The 17,837-nt window shown below is 54.5% G+C and carries 15 protein-coding genes; 6 read left to right on the forward strand and 9 right to left on the reverse strand.

Annotated elements, in window-relative coordinates:
* Positions 1 to 60 precede the first annotated feature (60 nt).
* Together HGO41_RS02275 and HGO41_RS02280 are read right to left on the reverse strand one after the other, a co-directional pair.
* Positions 61 to 1,437 carry an APC family permease gene (locus tag HGO41_RS02275; protein WP_013574904.1) on the reverse strand — a complete coding sequence of 459 codons (1,377 nt, stop codon included), beginning with the start codon at positions 1,435 to 1,437 and terminating at the stop codon, positions 61 to 63.
* Positions 1,438 to 1,898: 461 nt separating this feature from the next.
* Positions 1,899 to 3,323 carry a glutamine synthetase family protein gene (locus tag HGO41_RS02280; RefSeq protein WP_049804358.1) on the reverse strand — a complete coding sequence of 475 codons (1,425 nt, stop codon included), beginning with the start codon at positions 3,321 to 3,323 and terminating at the stop codon, positions 1,899 to 1,901.
* 373 nt (positions 3,324 to 3,696) lie between these two features.
* Here HGO41_RS02280 and puuD point away from each other — a divergent pair, with 373 nt between their 5' ends.
* From puuD to HGO41_RS02295, 3 genes are read left to right on the forward strand one after another with little or no spacing between them, the layout of a single operon-like run.
* Positions 3,697 to 4,500, forward strand: a complete 804-nt coding sequence (puuD, locus tag HGO41_RS02285; RefSeq protein ID WP_015689631.1) for a gamma-glutamyl-gamma-aminobutyrate hydrolase — start codon at positions 3,697 to 3,699, stop codon at positions 4,498 to 4,500.
* A gap of 4 nt (positions 4,501 to 4,504) precedes the next feature.
* Positions 4,505 to 5,062, forward strand: coding sequence for an HTH-type transcriptional regulator PuuR (gene puuR, locus HGO41_RS02290; RefSeq protein WP_013574900.1), 558 nt, complete (start codon positions 4,505 to 4,507; stop codon positions 5,060 to 5,062).
* Between the two features lie 50 nt (positions 5,063 to 5,112).
* Positions 5,113 to 6,426 (forward strand): NAD(P)/FAD-dependent oxidoreductase, encoded by a 1,314-nt coding sequence (locus HGO41_RS02295; protein WP_217244261.1) that lies wholly within the window; start codon positions 5,113 to 5,115, stop codon positions 6,424 to 6,426.
* 50 nt (positions 6,427 to 6,476) lie between these two features.
* On the opposite strand, the gene HGO41_RS02300 is transcribed toward HGO41_RS02295, so the two are convergent.
* On the reverse strand, positions 6,477 to 6,671 hold the full coding sequence (locus HGO41_RS02300; RefSeq protein WP_037036572.1) for a hypothetical protein: 195 nt from the start codon (positions 6,669 to 6,671) through the stop codon (positions 6,477 to 6,479).
* Between the two features lie 194 nt (positions 6,672 to 6,865).
* Between HGO41_RS02300 and HGO41_RS02305 the strand changes: the two genes are divergently transcribed.
* The gene (locus HGO41_RS02305; RefSeq protein ID WP_013574897.1) at positions 6,866 to 8,593 is read left to right on the forward strand and encodes a potassium/proton antiporter; all 1,728 of its coding nucleotides are present in this window, start codon (positions 6,866 to 6,868) and stop codon (positions 8,591 to 8,593) included.
* Between the two features lie 41 nt (positions 8,594 to 8,634).
* On the opposite strand, the gene osmE is transcribed toward HGO41_RS02305, so the two are convergent.
* Positions 8,635 to 8,967 carry an osmotically-inducible lipoprotein OsmE gene (gene osmE / locus HGO41_RS02310; protein WP_013574896.1) on the reverse strand — a complete coding sequence of 111 codons (333 nt, stop codon included), beginning with the start codon at positions 8,965 to 8,967 and terminating at the stop codon, positions 8,635 to 8,637.
* A gap of 241 nt (positions 8,968 to 9,208) precedes the next feature.
* Here osmE and HGO41_RS02315 point away from each other — a divergent pair, with 241 nt between their 5' ends.
* A complete protein-coding gene (locus HGO41_RS02315) occupies positions 9,209 to 9,808 on the forward strand; it encodes a hypothetical protein (RefSeq protein ID WP_013574895.1) in 600 nt (199 codons plus the stop codon).
* Between the two features lie 7 nt (positions 9,809 to 9,815).
* Here HGO41_RS02315 and HGO41_RS02320 read toward each other — a convergent pair whose 3' ends face one another.
* From HGO41_RS02320 to HGO41_RS02340, 5 genes are all read right to left on the reverse strand, one after another.
* Positions 9,816 to 11,441 (reverse strand): methyl-accepting chemotaxis protein, encoded by a 1,626-nt coding sequence (locus tag HGO41_RS02320; protein WP_250980734.1) that lies wholly within the window; start codon positions 11,439 to 11,441, stop codon positions 9,816 to 9,818.
* A gap of 97 nt (positions 11,442 to 11,538) precedes the next feature.
* Entirely contained in the window at positions 11,539 to 12,609 is a 1,071-nt protein-coding gene (locus HGO41_RS02325; protein WP_013574893.1) for an ABC transporter ATP-binding protein, read from the reverse strand.
* The gene (locus HGO41_RS02330; RefSeq protein ID WP_013574892.1) at positions 12,602 to 14,371 is read right to left on the reverse strand and encodes an ABC transporter permease; all 1,770 of its coding nucleotides are present in this window, start codon (positions 14,369 to 14,371) and stop codon (positions 12,602 to 12,604) included. Before HGO41_RS02330 ends, HGO41_RS02325 begins: the two co-directional genes overlap by 8 nt.
* A gap of 87 nt (positions 14,372 to 14,458) precedes the next feature.
* The gene (locus HGO41_RS02335; protein WP_013574891.1) at positions 14,459 to 15,547 is read right to left on the reverse strand and encodes an ABC transporter substrate-binding protein; all 1,089 of its coding nucleotides are present in this window, start codon (positions 15,545 to 15,547) and stop codon (positions 14,459 to 14,461) included.
* 198 nt (positions 15,548 to 15,745) lie between these two features.
* Entirely contained in the window at positions 15,746 to 16,636 is an 891-nt protein-coding gene (locus tag HGO41_RS02340) for an SDR family oxidoreductase (RefSeq protein ID WP_013574890.1), read from the reverse strand.
* A 137-nt stretch (positions 16,637 to 16,773) separates the two neighbouring features.
* Between HGO41_RS02340 and HGO41_RS02345 the strand changes: the two genes are divergently transcribed.
* Positions 16,774 to 17,691, forward strand: coding sequence for an AraC family transcriptional regulator (locus HGO41_RS02345; RefSeq protein ID WP_013574889.1), 918 nt, complete (start codon positions 16,774 to 16,776; stop codon positions 17,689 to 17,691).
* Positions 17,692 to 17,837 lie beyond the last annotated feature (146 nt).

The following is a 17,837-nucleotide window of genomic DNA, read 5'->3' on the forward strand; positions in this document are numbered from 1 at the left end:
GCCGCCATTGCAGCGGCCTTTCTGCAAAGAAAGTTTCCTGCCCTTTTCAAAGGGCAAAAATCACGCTTCCGGCGCAATCTCCCCGCTCATCTGCGGAGGCTGCTTACGAAACGCATTGGTGATGAACGCCAGATACCCGAGGCCAATCGCGCCCCAGACTAAGCCCAGAGTCATCGAACTCGATTCCAGATTCAGCCACAACGCACCGACGGTCAGCGCACCAATCACCGGCAGGATCAGGTAACTGATGTGATCTTTCAGCGTACGGTTACGTTTTTCACGGATGTAGAACTGTGAAATTACCGACAGGTTCACGAAGGTGAACGCCACCAGCGCACCGAAGTTAATCAGCGCGGTCGCTGTCACCAGATCAAAGGTTATCGCAGACATCGCCACAACGCCGACCAGCAATACGTTGAACGTCGGGGTACGCCATTTCGGATGCACGTAACCGAACAGTTTTTCCGGGAACACGCCATCGCGGCCCATCACGTACAGCAGACGGGAAACACCCGCATGTGCGGCCATGCCTGATGCCAGAACGGTTACACAACTGAAACACAGAATGACGGACTGGAAGAACTTACCTGCCACGTACAGCATGATTTCAGGCTGAGACGCGTCCGGATCTTTAAAGCGCGAGATGTCCGGGAAATACAGTTGCAGGAAGTAAGACACCACCACGAAGATGATGCCGCCAATCAGCGCGGTCAGGAAAATCGCTTTCGGAATGACTTTGCCCGCGTTTGGCGTTTCTTCAGACAGTGAACTGATACCGTCAAAGCCCAGAAATGAGAAGCACAGAATGGTCGCACCGGTAATCATCGGCACTACATGCGCATTTTCACTGAAGAATGGCTTAGTGGTTGCCAGCGTACCCATCCCCTCGCCCATATAAACGCCACGCACTAACAGACCCAGGAACACCACCATGATCGCCACCTGCACCACAACGATAATGCTGTTCAGGTTCGCCACAATCTTGATGCCGCGCAGGTTGAAGGCGGTCATCATGCCGACCAGCGCCACCACAAATATCCATGACGGCACGCCAGGGAAAATGGCTTCCAGATAGATTTTCGCCAGCAGGATGTTGATCATCGGCATGAACAGGTAGTCCAGCAGTGATGACCAGCCGACCATAAAGCCGACGTGCGGGCTGATAGCTTTTTGCGCGTAAGTGTAAGCAGAACCGGCAGACGGGAAACGCTGCACCAGTTTGCCGTAGCTCACGGCAGTAAACAGAACGGCGATCAGCGCGAAGATGTACGCTGTCGCGACGTGACCATCGGTCAGGCCGGAAACAATGCCGAACGTATCGAAAATGGTCATCGGTTGCAGATAGGCAAGCCCCATCATGACAACCTGAACCAGTGTCAGGGTTTTACGCAGTTGTACACGCTGAGTGGCCGGAGCGGCAGATGCATTAGCAGACATGGTTCAGCCCTCCCTGGATTGCAGACACCGGGCGCTTAAACGCCTCTGAAAGCAACGTACAGGGAAAACTTCGGGAGTTATTACCAGTAAACGGGGGGTAGATCTTCACGTCGCTGAACGCGGAGGTGAAGGCTGTGCGAATGTGACCGCAGCTGACAGAAGCACCGGCAGGCACCGGTACAGGTTTGAAGTATTGCCCCATATTACATTTCCTCATAGTGGCGACCGTTTTTAATTTGGGATCGCACACGAACCTTGTTATCTATCCGGATCTGGGTCCGGCCTCTGTTGAATTAGTTTGGGTACTGCATATACAAAAAAAATAACCGGCGCCTTTAAGCGTCGGTTATCTGCAGTGCGGCGTATTTTGCACAAATCACGCATGAATGACAACATTCACAGGCGTTGCGTTACAAATTCTTTTCCAGTATTGAACATAATGCGCGTATTCGTTAACCGTGCTACGCGTTGCGGAGCATCCAGTCTATCTCCGTTTCCGTCACCCTTCTCTCGAACTGCAACAGTTCATCGGATTTACAGGTGTGATAGACGTGTGAGAAACGTTCGCCGAGGATTTTCTTCAGCGCAGGCTGATCGTCAAAATCATACAGCGCATCGCTCTGGCGGATAGGCAGCGGAATACCTTCCTGTTCCAGACCGTTACCGGTGACCGGTTCGGGTAACGGCAAATCGTTGTCCAGACCATACAGCATGCCCGCCAGTACGGTGGCGACCACTAAATACGGGTTAGCATCGGCACCGGCCACGCGATATTCCACGCGGTGATCGGCGGTTCCACTGCAAGGAACACGCAGGGCAACGGTACGGTTATTGTGCCCCCACGACGCCTGCGTCGGCACATACATGCCCGGCTGGAAGCGGCGGAAGGAATTGACGTTTGGCGCCAGCACCGCCATAGAGGCCGGCATCAGTGCAATCATGCCAGCGAGCGCGCGTTTCATCAGTTCAGAATCTTCGCCACTGGCATTGGCAAACAGGTTTTTACCGTTGTCGTCGAGCACGCTGAGATGGATGTGCATCCCGCTGCCCGCATATTCATCGTAAGGTTTCGCCATAAAGGTGGCGTCCATATCGTGATTTTCCGCCACCAGACGCACCAGACGTTTGAGCATCAGGGCGTAATCACAGGCGCGCAGAATATTTTCGCTGTGGTGCAGATTGATTTCGAACTGGCCCGGTGAGGATTCCGCCACCGCGCCATCCGCAGGTAACCCCTGAATGTGCGCCAGACGATCAATGTCACTGAGCACATCCGCAAAGTGATCGAGATTATCGACGGAGTAAACCTGAGTATGCATGCTGCGTTCCTGCGTCCCCGGGGTGCAGGGTGGCTGAATATAGCCTTCCGCATCACGCTGCCTGTCGAGCAGATAGAACTCCAGCTCTACCGCTACCACCGGGAACAGGCCCCGCTGGCGCAATGTTTGCCAGATATGATTAAGCACATTGCGTGGTTCAACGTTAAAGGGAGTGCCATCTTCGTCAAGCATGGTCAGAAGCAACTGGCCGGTATGTTCAGGGTCGGAAGCCGATGGCGTTAAGGTTCCGGGAACCGGCACACAGGTGCGGTCGGGTTCGCCCAGTTCCTGGCCTAGTCCGGCTTCTTCCACAACATTACCGAGAATGTCCATGGCGAAGACCGATGCCGGGAAATAACAACCTTTTTCGAGTTTACGGAGTGCTGAGACGGGAACGCGTTTGCCGCGGAAGGAGCCATTGAGATCGGTGAGCAGGACGTCGACGTGAAGGGTTTGCGGGTGACGCTCCAGGTATTGGGATACTTCATCCTGGAACGCGCTACTTCGCTCTTCAACGTGCTTAGCGAGGGGCTCGGTCCCGCTAATCTCTTTCTTAATTTCATTCATCAGTTCAGTCGCTTGCATAGGTTTTCCGCCATTTGCTGGTTTCCGGCATATCAGGCTCCAACAGGGTGCCAGCCGGTTATCTTTACCGGGTCATCACTTTGTTCAACGCTGTGCTCTCATGGAGTGGGGATCCTCTCAGTTTTTTACTCAAAGCTCTTTTATGCTCAAACCGTTTATTGCTCAAAATAACGGCCATATCATTAACCCTAGCCTTAACATTAATTATTTGCAACATGTACATTATCGCAACATATCAGTTTGAAAAGCGACCTGAGCGCTGCTAAATTGGTCAATACAAGGTCAATATTCTGAGCAGTAATGTGCGGGGAGGCACGTACTGTCAGCCAATTCATCTACTCAACGAGGCGGTATTATGGGCAATATATTTTCCACGGCATCTGCGGGAAAAGAGACGCGCTACAGACCGGTCATTGGGGTAGTCATGTGTAAAAACATCGTTGATGAAAATCCTGCCCTGACTGTCCACGAAAAGTATCTGGACGCCATTTTCAACGCCGATGCCCTTCCCGTTTGTCTGCCACATGAACTGGCAGCGCGCGAAGGCGCGATAGACCAGATTCTGCGCGGTCTCGACGGCATCTTCCTCACCGGCAGCCCCAGCAATATTGAGCCTCATCAGTACGGTGAAGAAGGTGTCGAGGAGCAGGCTGATCCCGGCCGTGACCGCCTGAGTTTGCAGTTGATTCGCGCGACGCTGGATAAAAAAATCCCGCTGTTCGCCGCCTGTCGCGGATTACAGGAACTGGTGGTTGCCACCGGCGGCAGTTTGCACCGTAAAGTGCAAGACGTGCCGGGCTATATGGATCACCGCGAAGACACCACCTTGCCGCACGACAATCAGTATGATCTCGTGCATCCGGTACATATCGAACCGGGCGGCTTACTTTCGGAATTATTACCCGATTATCAGCAGTTTCAGGTGAACTCCCTTCACGGTCAGGGAGCCAACCGTCTGGGTGACATACTGACCGTGGAAGCACGCGCACCGGACAATCTGGTGGAAGCCGTGAGTGTCCGCAATCATCCGTTTGCCCTTGGTGTGCAGTGGCATCCGGAATGGCACAGTCTGACCGACCCGGTGTCGCGTCAGCTGTTTAACGCTTTTATCGCTGCCTGTCGCAAGGGCCATCAGGCCCGGAGCGCACGAGAGGAATAAACGGATGAGCGAAGTCAGTCTGGCGCCTGGTCGCCGGCTTTCTGAAATTCGCCAGCAACTCGGGATGTCACAGCGCAAAGCCGCCGAGTTGTCTGGCCTGACACACAGCGCCATCAGCACCATCGAACAGGATAAAGTCAGCCCCGCCGTCAGTACGTTGCAAAAGTTATTGCGGGTTTACGGGCTGTCACTTTCGGAGTTTTTCGCCGAAGAACATAAAAGTAACGCGCCGCGTATCGTGATTAATGCGGCGGATTTAATTGAAATCGGCAGCCGCGGCGTGTCCATGCGCATGGTCCACAACGGCACGCCAAACCATACCGTTGCCATGTTGCTGGAAACCTATCAGCCTGGCAGCACCACAGGTGACAAAATCAAACATCAGGGCGAGGAAGTCGGCACCCTGTTAGAAGGAGAAATCATCTTAACCGTCAACGGTCAGAGTTACCCGCTGCGTGCGGGGCAAAGTTATGCCATTAACACCGCGAACCCTCATAGCTTCAGTAATATTTCGACGCGGATTTGCAGGATTGTCAGCGCGCATACCCCTAATACCTTCTAGTTGTCATCGGCTCCGGGCGTGGCAACGGGAACCCGAAGAAGGATGTCATCATGACTGCTCAAACAGGAAGTCCCCGAGCTGCCGGTGTGCCGCACACCGACAGCTATTACGCCGGTTCTGTCAACGACCACGCGCCGTGGCCGGAACTGACAGACAATATTGAGTGCGATGTCTGCATTGTCGGTGCCGGTTTTACCGGCATTTCTTCTGCTTTATATCTGTGTGAGGCCGGTTACGATGTGGTGGTGCTTGAGGCCGCACGGGTCGGCTGGGGCGCCAGCGGGCGTAACGGCGGGCAGGTGGTCAACTCTTACAGCCGCGATATTGATGTGATTGAAGACCGCTACGGACGGCAGACCGCTGATATGCTCGGCAGCATGATGTTTGAAGGGGCGAACATCATCCGTCAGCGCATCGATCAGTATGCCATCGACTGTGACTATCGCCCCGGCTGTATTTTTGCCGCGCTGAGTGCACGCCAGCTTTCGAAACTGCGCGACCAGCAAAAACTGTGGAACCGTTACGGCCATACTGAACTGACCCTGCTGGATGAAACCGCCGTGCGGCGCGAAATCGCCACCGACCGTTATGTCGGCGGGCTGCTGGATAAAAATGGCGGCCACCTTCATCCGCTGAACCTGGTGCTGGGCGAAGCCGAAGCGGTGCGGCGTCATGGCGGGCGTATATTTGAAGGCTCGGCAGTCACGCGCATTGACCACGGCGAACCGGCGTTAGTGCACACGGCCAAAGGTCAGGTCAGCGCCAAATATGTGATTCTGGCGGGCAACGCCTATCTGAGTCAGCAGCTTGCGCCGCGCCTCACGCGTCTCAGCATGCCGTGTGGCTCGCAGATTGTCGCCACAGAACCCCTGTCGGATGACATGGCACTCTCACTGTTGCCCAACAATTACTGCGTCGAAGACTGCAATTATCTGCTCGATTATTTCCGTCTCACCGCTGACAACCGGATGCTGTACGGCGGCGGTGTGACCTACGGCGGTAAAAATCCGCCGAATATCGATTCGGTGATCCTGCCCAAACTTAACCGCACCTTTCCGCAGCTTAAAGGCGTCAAGATTGATTACCGCTGGGGCGGCAATTTCCTGCTGACGTTATCGCGCCTGCCGCAATTTGGCCGGCTGGAAAATAACATCTATTACATGCAGGGTGACAGCGGGCATGGCGTGACGCTGACGCATCTGGCCGGGAAACTCATCACCGAATTGCTGCGCGGAGACGCCGAACGTTTTGATGCGTTCGCCCGTTTACCGCATATGCCGTTCTTCGGTGGCCGCAATTTCCAGGTGCCATTTACCATGCTGGGCGCAGCGTATTATTCCCTGCGCGACCGCCTGGGCGTGTAATCCTTTCATCCTGCAAAGCCCCGCAGTTTAACTGCGGGGAAATCCCTGTGTCAGCCTTTACCCGCCACCGGAAATTCGCTGTCAGTGCCGACTTCGGGCAACTCATTCAGATCTGGCTCGATCCCTTGCGAAATGTAATCTTTTGCCGCAATCGACTGTTCATTGCCTTGTGCGTCGCGGATAAGCACATGTTTGATCGCGCCATCTTTCATCACCTCACGGTGTACACCGGTAAATTCACTCATTGTGGTTTCCTTTTTGATGAACTGCACGTAGACATCGCTCATCTTTAAGCATAGTTTTTTATTCTTAAGTGCAACTAATAAAAATCCTAAATGACCTCAGCAACGCGCTCATTTTCCTGATAAATTAGAGGTATTGTCACTGATGACGACACCGCACGCCCCCGCACCACTCATGCCTTACAAGGAGAACGCTCTTGGACGCCAGCACGATTAATACTCTTTTCTTTATTGGCGCCCTGTTAGTCGCAGCGAGCATTTTGCTCAGTTCGTTCTCTTCTAAGCTTGGCATCCCTATTTTAGTCATTTTCCTGGCGATCGGCATGCTGGCAGGCATCGACGGAATTGGCGGCATTGCGTTTGATAATTACCCCGCCGCCTATCTGGTCAGCAACCTGGCGCTGGCAGTGATTTTGCTCGACGGCGGCATGCGTACCCGCGCCTCTTCCTTTCGTGTTGCCCTGTGGCCCGCGCTGTCGCTGGCGACGGTCGGCGTTCTGATTACCGCCGGTCTGACCGGGCTGGCCGCCGCGTGGTTATTCAATATCAACCTGATGCAGGGTTTACTGATTGGCGCGATTATCGGTTCAACCGATGCGGCAGCCGTCTTCTCGCTGATTGGCGGTAAAGGTCTGAACGAACGTGTCAGCGCCACGCTGGAAATTGAATCCGGCAGCAACGACCCGATGGCGGTATTCCTGACCATCACCCTGATCGACATGATTTCCAAAGGCGAACACGGCCTGAGCCTGATGTTTGTGGTGGATGTGGTGCGCCAGTTTGGCCTCGGCATTGTGTTTGGTGTGGGCGGCGGCTGGCTGCTGCACAAGCTGATTAATAAGATTACGCTGGCGGCCGGGCTGTATCCGCTGCTGGCGTTCAGCGGTGGTTTGCTGGTGTACGCGGCAACCATGTCACTGGAAGGCAGCGGCATTCTGGCGGTGTATCTGTGCGGCCTGATGCTCGGCAATATGCCGATCCGCAACCGTCACGGTATTTTGCAAACCTTCGACGGGCTGGCATGGCTCAGCCAGATTGGTATGTTCCTGGTGCTCGGTTTGCTGCTGACGCCCAGCGATCTGTTGCCGATTGCCATCGCGGCGCTGGCGCTGTCATTGTGGATGATCCTGCTGGCACGTCCGCTGTCGGTGTTTGTCAGCCTGATCCCGTTCAAAAACTTTACCCTGCGCGAACGCTTCTTTATCTCGTGGGTTGGCCTGCGCGGTGCGGTACCGATCATTCTGGCGGTATTCCCGATGATGGCCGGACTGCCTAATGCCACGCTGTATTTTAATGTCGCCTTCTTTATCGTGCTGGTCTCCTTGCTGCTTCAGGGGACGTCATTAGGCTTTGCGGCCAAAAAAGCCAAAGTGCTGGTGCCGCCGCAACCGACGCCGATTTCCCGCGTCGGTCTGGATATCGATGTGTATAACGACTGGGAACAGTTCGTGTATCAGCTCGGCTCCGATAAATGGTGCGTCGGCGCGGCACTGCGTGATCTGCAAATGCCGCAGGCGACACGGATTGCAGCGCTGTTCCGTGGCAAAGAGATGCTGCATCCGACCGGCAGTACGCGGCTGAAGGAAGGCGATATTCTGTGTGTCATCGGACAGGAAAAAGATTTACCGGAGCTGGGTAAATTGTTCAGCGACAGCAATAAAGTGGTGCTTGATGATCGTTTCTTCGGTGATTTCATTCTGCAGGCCGATGCCCCGCTGGATGCGATTTCTCAGTTATATGGCCTGAATCTGGAAGACACCGTGGATCAGTCGCAAACCCTGGGACATTTCGTCATTAAGCTGCTCGGAGGCGAACCGGTGATCGGTGACCATATCGAATGGGACGGACTGACGTGGACGATTGCGGAAATGGAAGGAAATCGGGTGAGTAAAGTCGGCGTGAGGATTGTGACGCAGAAGGCTTAAATTCCGGCTCCTTCCCCTCTCACGAGGGGAAGGAAAACGTATTACTGAGCAGCCTGCGGGTCTTTGTCGTAGTCTGAACAGGACTGATAACCTTTGTTCATGACATGACCGGTGTCGTTAAAGCTGACGAAGTAGGTCTGTGCTTTACCATCACGCGGGGCGACCGCATAAGTCTGACAAGTCCCTTTGGCGTGGATCAGCGTCGCTTCCGTTGACGGTGGTCCTGCAATGGCACGAACCTGCGATTTCGTCATCCCGACTTTCACATCGCTGACTACCGGTTCTTTAACGTAACTCGCCGCACGGTCATAAGTCTGACACCCTGCCAGTACCGAAACTGCTGTAGCAACCACAAGTAACATTTTCTTGTTCATAACTTCTCCTCCTGAGTATTTTTGTATTGTTAAGCATAGAAGACATAAGGGATTTAGCCAGCCGATATGACTTCTATTTATTAATTGCACCATATTTTAAGTTTTTTCTGATAACCGGAATGGAGATTTTTAGCGCGGCCTGACATGCATTTTTATGTGTGCAAAAAGAAGATATTCAGGGCTTTTTGATCTATACATGAAAGAGGTAAGCCATTGATTGCTCGACAAGGAGCTATTACTGATGCATTTGGATCGACGCCGGTTTGTGACTTTGCTGGGTGTTATAGCCCTGATGCCGATACCCCAAACGGGCTTCGCGACTCCCCGGGAGGTTGCCATGGATACTCTGCGGATTGATAAACCCGACGGCGGTGTGCCGAATAATACGTTACCGGTGCTGATTTATCACCGCGTCATTCCGCCTGATACCGCCGATAATGCCGACTATCTCGAACACCTTTTCCGCGCCAACGGCTGGCCGCCGCAGTGGCGTTATCCCGTCTATACCTTTACGCATTTTCATTCCAACACACCTGAAGTGCTGGGTGTTTTTGCCGGTACGGCGAAGCTGCAACTGGGCGGCGAGCACGGCAATATTATCGAAGTGAAAGTCGGCGATGTGTTACTGCTTCCGGCCGGAATCGGCCATAAACAGATTTCTGCCGATGACGATTTTATGCTGGTCGGCGCGTATCCGCCGGGCATCAAAGCCGATTTATGCCATGACGAATTGCCGCAACTGGCGGCTCGCACCAAAGCGGTGAACGCCGTCCCGCTGCCCGCGACGGATCCGGTGACCGGACACAGCGAAGGCAGCATGCTGGTGTGGCATCAGAAATAACCGGGCATCACGCGGCGGTCAGGGCAAACCGCGCCACGGCTTTTTCCAGACGCTGCGACTGGTCCAGCAACTGCTGGGAAGATGCCGCCGCATGATCCGCCAGTTTGCCGTTTTGTAGCGTCACATGATTAAGCGCGGTAATGCGTTCGGAGACATCGTGAACACTTTGCCCCTGATACAACGTCGCTGCCGAAATCTCACTGACTAACGTGCTCAGGCCGTTGAAGATATGAATTATCTCTTCCAGACTTTGCCCCAGCACCGTAACGGATGCCGAACCGCGATCAATTTGCTGCACGGAATCATCAATCAGCTGGTGAATGCCGCGCGTCGAATGGCTGCTCTTTTGCGCCAGCACACCGATTTCTTTCGCCACCACAGCAAACCCGCGTCCGTGCTGCCCGGCATGCGCCGCTTCAATCGCCGCATTCAGCGCCAGAATATTGGTCTGAAACGCCACGCTGTCGATCATCGAGACAATACTGCTCATTTCTGAAGACTGGCTGACAATCTCTTTCATCGCGGTATCCACCTGCCCCATCACTTCCCCGCCGCGCGTCGCCACGCCTTTCGCCTGCTCGGCGCGTTGACTGGCCTGCAACGCATAGGCGGCGTTTTCTTTCACACGTTCATTAAGATGGGTGATGTGTTCAGTGGCAGCGCTGAGTTCTTCGCTCTGAATGGCGGCCTGTGCCGATAATTCCTCGTTACCCTTTGCCATCTGATTGATATTGATCATGATATGCGAGGAGGCATCGCGCACTTCACTGACCAGTTTTTGCAGGCCGTGCTGCATGTTGCGCAGGCTGACACCCAGCTCGCGGACTTCAATCACCCGCGCGTGGTCATCTTCGACATCGCGCGATAAATCCCCGGCAGCCAGCACGCTGATGTGCCCGATCATGCGTTGCAACGGACGGATAATCCACGCAGACACACCGCGCCAGACCAGCACCGCAATCACCGCCAGAATGACCAGCGCGCCCATAAACAGCGTTTTCGCCTGCGTCAGCGCATTGAGTAAGCGGTCGCTCAGGGACACCGCTGTGTGCTCATTAACCGCCAGATAAGCATAATATTTCTGGCTGAAGTCATCCTGAAACGCCTGGACCGGCACTTCAAAGAAGGAATCAATATTGTTGTTCTTTTGCAGACCGTTCGCCTGTTCCCGCAAGCCGTCGTAGAACATCTGATAGCTGGATTTCAGCTCGGTGGCAGCCGTATCGGCGTTTTTCGTCATACCTTCGAATTGTGCAAACGCTTTTTGCGACGCGGCAAGCGAACCCAGCGATTCTTCCATCAGGCTGTTCCAGCTCCCGACCGAGCCGGTTTCTTTATCCTGCATGTAATAAATACCGGCACGGTTCAGTTTGTCGCTGGCCATCAGCAGTTCCATACGGGCTTTATCCATGACGGCTTGCTGCTGACGCAGACTTTCGGTCGCAATAACGTTGTTATGTGCATCCTGCAGGATTTTGGTGAGCACCACGGTGGAGAAGATTTGCAAAGCAGAAAACAGGGCGATAACGCAAATTACCCCGAAAAGGATCCCCCGCGGACGTTTGATGAAACCCGATCGAAACAATCTGTTGAATGGCATTTTACCAATAAGTGAACGAGAAGTTAAATTCATGATTATTCTGCATTATTTAGAGAAGAAACAGAATTTTACTCGCGGGAAATGACAGAAGTATTTCAGGGAGCGGCGCTGAACCGCTCCCTGCGATTACTTATTGTTTCGGGAAGATCCACACATGGTTTTCGGGAAGTGCCAGACGGCAATGCTGCGGGTCGCGCACGTCGGTGCCGTAAGCACGGATCACAAAATCATCACCGGTTGTGCGGAACAGATATTCCCAGCGGTCACCGAGATACATGCTGGTCAGAAGCGGTAATTCCAGCTGATTCTCGCCCGGCCCGTCGGCCAGCACCACGCGTTCGACGCGGATCACCGCCGTCCCTTCCTGCCCGGCCTGCACCCCCTCACCCGCCAGCCCCCACAGCACCCAGTCGCTGCCTTCGATACGCGCTTTACCCTCACGCACTTCGGTGACTTTGCCGTGCAGACGATTGTTGCTGCCCATAAATTCTGCGGTAAACAGGGTTTTCGGCGAACCGTACATTTCCTGCGGCGTACCCTGCTGTTCAATTTTGCCGTTGTTGAGCAAAAGAATACGGTCAGAAATCGCCATCGCTTCATTCTGGTCATGCGTCACCATCAGCGCCGACAGTCCGAGTTTAATGATCAGTTCGCGCAGGAACACCCGCGCCTCTTCACGCAGTTTGGCATCCAGGTTTGACAGCGGCTCATCGAGCAAAATCACCGGCGGGTTGTAGACCAGCGCACGGCCAATCGCCACGCGCTGCTGCTGGCCGCCGGAAAGCTGATGCGGGTGGCGCTTGCCCAGATGCCCGAGGCCCAGCTGATTCAGCACATCCTGTACGCGCCGGGTGATTTCACCCGCCGAAACCTTACGTAATTTCAGCGGATACGCCACGTTCTCAAACACGGTTTTATGCGGCCACAGGGCGTAAGACTGAAACACCAGCCCGAGATTGCGCTCTTCGGCCGGAATTTCGCTGCGCGGTGTGCCGTCATAAACTTTGTTTTTGCCAATGACGATAGTGCCTTTCACCGGCTTTTCCAGCCCGGCGACGGCACGCAGCAAGGTGGTTTTTCCGCTGCCGGAAGGCCCGAGCAATGACACCACTTCGCCGCGTTTCAGATCCATGGAAACGCCCTTCAGCACCGGATTATCACCATAAGTCAGGTGCAGATTGTCGACAGATAATTCAATCATGTAATTTCACTCCGAAACGAAGGGCAATACCCAGACCTAACACCACCAGCAGGATGTTAATAAAAGAGAGCGCGGCAACAATATCAATGGCGCCCGCCGCCCACAGGGAAACCAGCATCGAGCCGATGGTTTCCGTGCCCGGCGAAAGAAGATAGACACCGGTGGAATATTCACGCTCGAAAATCAGGAACATCAGCAGCCACGAGCCAATCAGGCCGTAACGCGACAGCGGAATGGTAACGTGACGGGTGATCTGCCCGCGGGTCGCCCCGGTACTGCGCGCCGCCTCTTCCAGCTCCGGCCCGACCTGCAACAGTGTCGAGGAAATCAGCCGCAGACCATACGCCATCCACACCACGGTATAGGCCAGCCAGACGCTGAAAATCGTACTGCGCAACGATCGCAACCAGACCACCAGGTTATCGCGCAACCACTGTGACCACGGCATGCCGGAAAGCCAGCCGGATTTGAGCGCGTTATCGAGCCACATCGGCAGGAACAGGAACACCCACAGGAAAGCCAGACCGGCCAGCAGCCCCGGCACCGCACGCGGCACCAGTACGCTGTAATCAAGGAAACGGGTGACGCCGTCGGGTTTACGGTGCATCGCAATACCGATAAACAGATAACAGGCCACTGCCAGCGCACCGCCAATGACGCCAATGGCCATCGAGTTGACGATAGCGCGCAGCAGGTTCGGCTGTTCCCAGATAGTGCGGAACGTGTTGAGCGAGAGTTCATCCCAGATGGAAACCCCGACGCCCCAGTTAGAGATAAATGCACGCAGCATCACACCAATCAGCGGAACGCCGATGGTCACCGTCAGCCAGAACGCCACCACAGCCCCGGCCACCCAGCGCCATTTTCCAAGCGGTAAAGCACGCGCCTGCGACGCTTTACCTTTCACCGTCACGAAGCGGTTGGCGGTACGCATCAGGCGGCGCTGCAACATCACCAGCGGAATAGTGATACAAATCAGCACCACGGCAACCGCAGCCATCAGATGATAAGACGGCGTACCAAGTTTGTTGGTCAGCTGATAAAGATAGGTCGCCAGCACCATGTTGCCTTCCGGGTCACCCAGTACCAGCATCAGGCCGAACACTTCCAGCCCGAGGAAGAACAGCAAAACGGTGGCGTACAGAATCGACGGGCGCACCATCGGCAGACTGACCGCCGTCATCACCTGTAACGGCGAGGCGCCTGCGGTTCGCGCGGCTTCCTCAACATCCGACCCGACGCTGCGCAACGCCGAGGAGATATACAGATAGGCGTGAGGAACATGCGTCAGACCGGCAATCACCACGATGCTCGACATGTCGTAGATGTTCCACGGCACGAAACCGAGGATCGCCTGTGCCCACAGTGAAAAGAACCCGACCGGTCCGGCGGCCACCACGTAACCGAAACCTAATACCATCGGCGACACAAAAATCGGCACCAGGATCAGCGGTTCAATCACGCGTCTGCCCGGCAAATCCGTACGCACCATCAGGAACGCCAGAATACCGCCAAGCGGGATGGCGATGACCACCAGCCCGAAGGCCAGAATAAAGCCGCTTTTCAGGGCCTTGTAGAAATCCGGATCAGTAAAGATGAATCCAAAGGATTCGAGGCTCCATTCTTTCGACGGCGAAAAGAACGGCGCGGAGAGGAAACTCTGTATCACGATGAACGACAACGGAATGTAGATAACCAGCGCCGTTATCAACACCACAATGCCGCGCGGCAGGCTCTGCCACTTTCTGCGCAATGCATTCATGTTACTTCCCTTCGGTTAGAAACAAGGAGAGCGAAATCAGGCAGGAAAAAGGAAGCGCGGCGGAAAGTGACGCGCTTCGATATGTCACTACTTGGCAGCAGCGGTACGCCACTGTTTGATGTAATCCAGGCGTTTTTTCTGTTGCAGGTATTCCAGCAGGGTTTCATCCACCGGGATGGGTTTGAGCGCGTTGCCCAGCATTTTGGTCATACCATCGATATCATTTTTGCCTTCGATATCGTTACGGATGGAGGGAATGTCAGCCTGATTGGCCAGAATGCTCTGCCCCTTCTCGGACAAGACATAGTCCAGCCACAGTTTGGCCGCGTTGCTGTTTTTCGATTCCTGACTGATGAAGGAAACGCGGGAAAGCACCAGGGTGTAATCCTTCGGATAAGAAATCCCCAGTGACGGGTCAGTTTTAGCGCGGGCTTCGGCGTAGGAACCCAGGATGTTAAAGCCGATCAGGTTTTCGCCGGAAGAGACACGTTCCATCATGGTGCCGGTAGAGGATTGCACTGCTAAGCCGCCTTTGGCCACGTCAGCCAGCGTTTTGAAATAATTCGGATCGGCTTTGAAATCCTGTACGGACAGCATGAAGCCGAGACCGGATTTCTCAATATCGTAAGTCGTGACTTTTTTGTTGAACTTTTCGGTCTGGCTGGCGATCAGTTTTGCCAGTGCCGCATGGGAATCAGGCACATCACCGGCCGGGATCAGGCGTTTGTTATAGATAAACACTACCGGTTCATACGTCGTGCCGTAGGCTTTGTCTTTCCACACTGCCCATTTTGGCAGTTGCCCCTGTTCAGGGGATTTATATTCCTGCGCGTAGTCGGTCGCCAGTTTCAGCGCGGTATCCATCGAGGAACTCCAGACCACGTCGCCGCTGGTGCCGCCCGCCGCCTGTTCGCTGATATAACGGTTGTACAGCTCGGTGCTGTTCATGTCGTTGTATTCGACTTTAATGCCCGGATACGTCGCCTCGAAGCCCTGGATCAGCGGGCCAGCGGCTTTGGTGTCAGTCGTGGAATAGACCACGACTTTGCCTTCTTTAGTCGCCGCATCGACGATTTTTTGATAGTCAGCCGGGTAGCCTTGAGGTAATGCAGACATTGCAGAGGAAGACATCATTACAGCCAGAGCAATCAGAGAGATACGTAATTTATTCGACATTATTGTTAACCTCTAGTTACATTTGGGAAACTAAAAATCAACATAACGCATAACATCGGACAGGCAATAGGGTAACGTTTTTATCTTCCCGATTTGTGATTCGTGGCGTTTTTTAAGCAATTAACACCATAAAAACCACGGTGGAAAACGCAAAACAGGCCCTCTGAATGGCCTGTTTTTAAGGACAGAAAACGGGGATTATTTAAAATATCCGGCGGTATCAATATCGGTCAGTAAATCCTGATGTACGGGTTTCCAGCCCAAAATATCGCGGGTGATCTGACTTGAGGTCGGATTATTTAATGAGGCAAAATGGGTAAACCAGCCAAAATGTGCCGCCAGATCTGGCCCGTTTTTACTCACCACCGGCAGGTTCAGGTGCTTACCGATGAGGGTGGCAATCTCACGGAATGGCACACCTTCTTCTGCATTCGCGTGATAAATCGCATTCTGCGCGCCCTTCTCCAGTGCCAGCACAAACACTTGCGCGGCATCAAAACGGTTCACCGCCGGCCAGCGGTTTTCGCCATCCCCCGGATACGCTGATTCCCCCTTTTCCCGCGCCAGCGCAATGAGCAGCGGCACAAATCCATGATCGCCCGCGCCATGCACCGATGGCGGGAGACGCACCAGTGACACCCGCACGCCCTGCTCTGCCAGTTTAGCGACGGCAAGATCGGACGCCACGCGAGGATTTTGCCCGTACGGATCGGGTAAATCATTTTCCGTAGCCAGACGGCCATTGTTCACCAGCGCCGTGCCGGAGGTGACGATCAGCGGTTTATGGGTGCCCTTCAGCGCAGCGCCTAATGCGCCAATCGCCAGCCGGTCTTTTTCACAATTTTCCAGAAACTTCGAAAAGTCATGGATAAACGCGGTGTGGATCACCCCGTCGGCCTGCGCGGCGCCGGATGCGAGGCTCTCAAGATCTTCAATACTGCCGCGATGAACACCGGCACCCGCGTCGGTCAGCGCCTGCGCCGAGGCATCCGAACGGGCCAGCCCCAGCACCTGATGACCGGCCCGCAGCAATTCCTGAACCACCGCAGAACCGACAAAACCTGTTGCACCTGTCACAAATACACGCATTGCGAATTTCCCCGTTGTTGGCTAAACCTGTCGTGGCTACAAAAGCCCAGGACTTACGTCATAAAATATAGGGGCTGGAGGAAAGACGATCTATGCGCTAATGTCCGCATTATCTTTGCAATCGTCCGGAGTCGCTGATGGACCCTCTTTCAGATGTGTTATCACTGCTGAAGCCGCGCAGTTATATGTCCAAAGGTTTTGAAGCCGGAGGCGCCTGGTCGGTGCAATTTCCCGACCATTATCAGTCGATTAAATGTAACGCGATTATTCGCGGTGAATGCTGGCTGGCAGTCGATTCCGTGCCAGGCGCAGTGCATCTGAAAGCCGGAGACTGCTTTGTGTTACCCAGCGGACGCCCGTTCCGGCTGGCCAGCGATCTTAGCCTTCCGTCCGTCGATGCCGGGCCCATTTTCCAGCAGGCGCAGGATGGCGGAACGGTTTCCTGTAACGGCGGCCAGGATTTCTTCCTCACCGGCAGCCGGTTTGCGGTCAGCGGCGCAAACGCCTCTACCCTGCTGGCGATGCTGCCGCCGGTGGTGCATATCTCAAAAGAATCCGACAGAGCCAGCCTGCGCTGGGCGGTTGAACGGATGATGCAGGAACTGCGTGACCAGCGTCCCGGCGGGTTGCTTATTGCGCAGCATATGGCGCACATGATGCTGGTACAGGCGCTGCGGATGCACGTCGATAACGCGCCGGAAGGTGAAACCAGCGGCTGGTTTGCCGCACTGGCCGATAAGCAGTTATCCAAAGCGCTGAATGCAATGCATGAAAACCCGGCGCAGCGCTGGACGGTGCAAACGCTGGCAGAACGGGCGGGTATGTCGCGTTCTGTATTTTCTCAAAAATTCAAACAGGCTGTGGGCAGTGCGCCGCTGGAATACCTGACACGCTGGCGGATGTTGCTGGCTGGCGACCGGCTGGCGAATACTAAAGAACCGGTATCAGCCGTGGCACTTTCACTTGGGTACGAATCAGAAAGTGCTTTCAGTACGGCGTTCAAACGCACACTGGGATGTTCGCCAAGGCAATACGGGCAGAAAGAAGCCGTCTGAAGAATAAGTGGAGGGGCAAAGGGGGAATTTCAGATACAAAAAAAGCCGCTAATCACTTAGCAGCTTTATTGTGTTGTTTATGGCGGAGGAGGAGAGATTCGAACTCTCGAATGGTTTCCCATCGCCGGTTTTCAAGACCGGTGCCT

This window comes from Rahnella sp. CG8, assembly GCF_023701875.1.
Taxonomy (GTDB): domain Bacteria; phylum Pseudomonadota; class Gammaproteobacteria; order Enterobacterales; family Enterobacteriaceae; genus Rahnella; species Rahnella aceris.